The sequence below is a fragment of the Bowmanella yangjiangensis genome, from assembly GCF_017255015.1.
Taxonomy (GTDB): Bacteria; Pseudomonadota; Gammaproteobacteria; order Enterobacterales; family Alteromonadaceae; genus Bowmanella; species Bowmanella yangjiangensis.
The window spans coordinates 1-1,111 of the sequence record NZ_JAFKCS010000258.1; the positions used below are offsets into that span (position 1 = coordinate 1).

2 protein-coding genes are annotated in these 1,111 nt (G+C 71.7%); both read left to right on the forward strand.

Annotated elements, in window-relative coordinates:
* Positions 1-4: 4 nt before the first annotated feature.
* The gene (locus J0A65_RS27985; protein WP_416135326.1) at positions 5-103 is read left to right on the forward strand and encodes a hypothetical protein; all 99 of its coding nucleotides are present in this window, start codon (positions 5-7) and stop codon (positions 101-103) included.
* On the forward strand, positions 100-1,047 hold the full coding sequence (locus J0A65_RS23800; RefSeq protein WP_206596751.1) for a FecR domain-containing protein: 948 nt from the start codon (positions 100-102) through the stop codon (positions 1,045-1,047). The genes J0A65_RS27985 and J0A65_RS23800 overlap by 4 nt, the downstream gene beginning before the upstream one ends.
* Positions 1,048-1,111 lie beyond the last annotated feature (64 nt).

Here is a 1,111-nt window from a genome sequence, read left to right on the forward strand (position 1 = left end):
CCAGATCGCCGCGCACCTGGGTATTTCCCTGCGCAGCGTGAACACCTACATGGCCCGTGCGGTGGAGCACTGTTGCCTGCTGCAGGCGGGCTGGCAGGCATGAGCACGCCCACCCCCGGCGAGCGCGCCGCGCTCAAGGCCGCCAGCAGCTGGTATGCCAGCCTCAACTCCGGCAGCAGTGGCGCGGCCGAGCAGCAGGCCTGGCAGCATTGGTACGACGCCGACCCCGTGCATCGCCAGGCCTGGCAGCAGATCGAGCGCCTGCGCGATCAGCTCGGCCTGCTGCCGGCGCAGATCGCTGCGCCGACCCTGCGAGGCGCCGCCTACAGCCGTCGGCGTGTGCTTGGCAGCCTGTTGCTGGCCGGCGCCGCGCTGCCACTGGGCTGGTTCGCCTGGCGCAGTGACAGTCGCCGTTACTGGACCGCCGACTACCGCAGCGGGGCCGGCGAGCAACGCCACTGGCAACTGGCCGACGGCAGTCGCCTGCTGCTCGGCAGTGCCGGTGCCGCCCAGTTCGACGGCACTCGGCGCCAGCTACAGCTGCTCGACGGCGAGGCGCAGCTGGACATTGCCGATGGGCCGCAGGCGCTGCAGGTGCTGACCCGTGACGGGCTGATCCGCGCCGGCGGCGGTCGCCTCAACCTGCGCTGCGACCCGCATGGCAGCCGCATCGCCCTGCTCGAAGGCTCCGTCGAGGTCAGTTGCGCGGCGCAGCCCGCACGCTGGCAACGCCTGCAGGCTGGCCAGCAACTGCTGCTGCAGCGCGAGCGGATTGGCGCGCCGCAGCCGCTGGATGCGCGCAGCACGGCCTGGGCCGAGGGCAGCCTGCTGGCCATCGACCAGCCACTGGGTGAGGTGGTCGCGGAGCTGGCGCGCTACCGCCATGGCATCCTGCGGGTGGATCCGGCGCTGGCCGGGCTGAAGGTTTCCGGCAGCTTCCCGCTGCTCGACAGCGACCGCGCGCTGGCCGCCCTGCAACACAGCTTCCCGCTGCAGGTGGTACGGCGCAGCGACTACTGGGTGACACTGGTACCGCGTGGCGCCTGAGCGCTGCTGCCGTTTCGCGGCTGAAGCGGCTCCCACGGATTCGTCGGATTCTACCCGTAGGGTG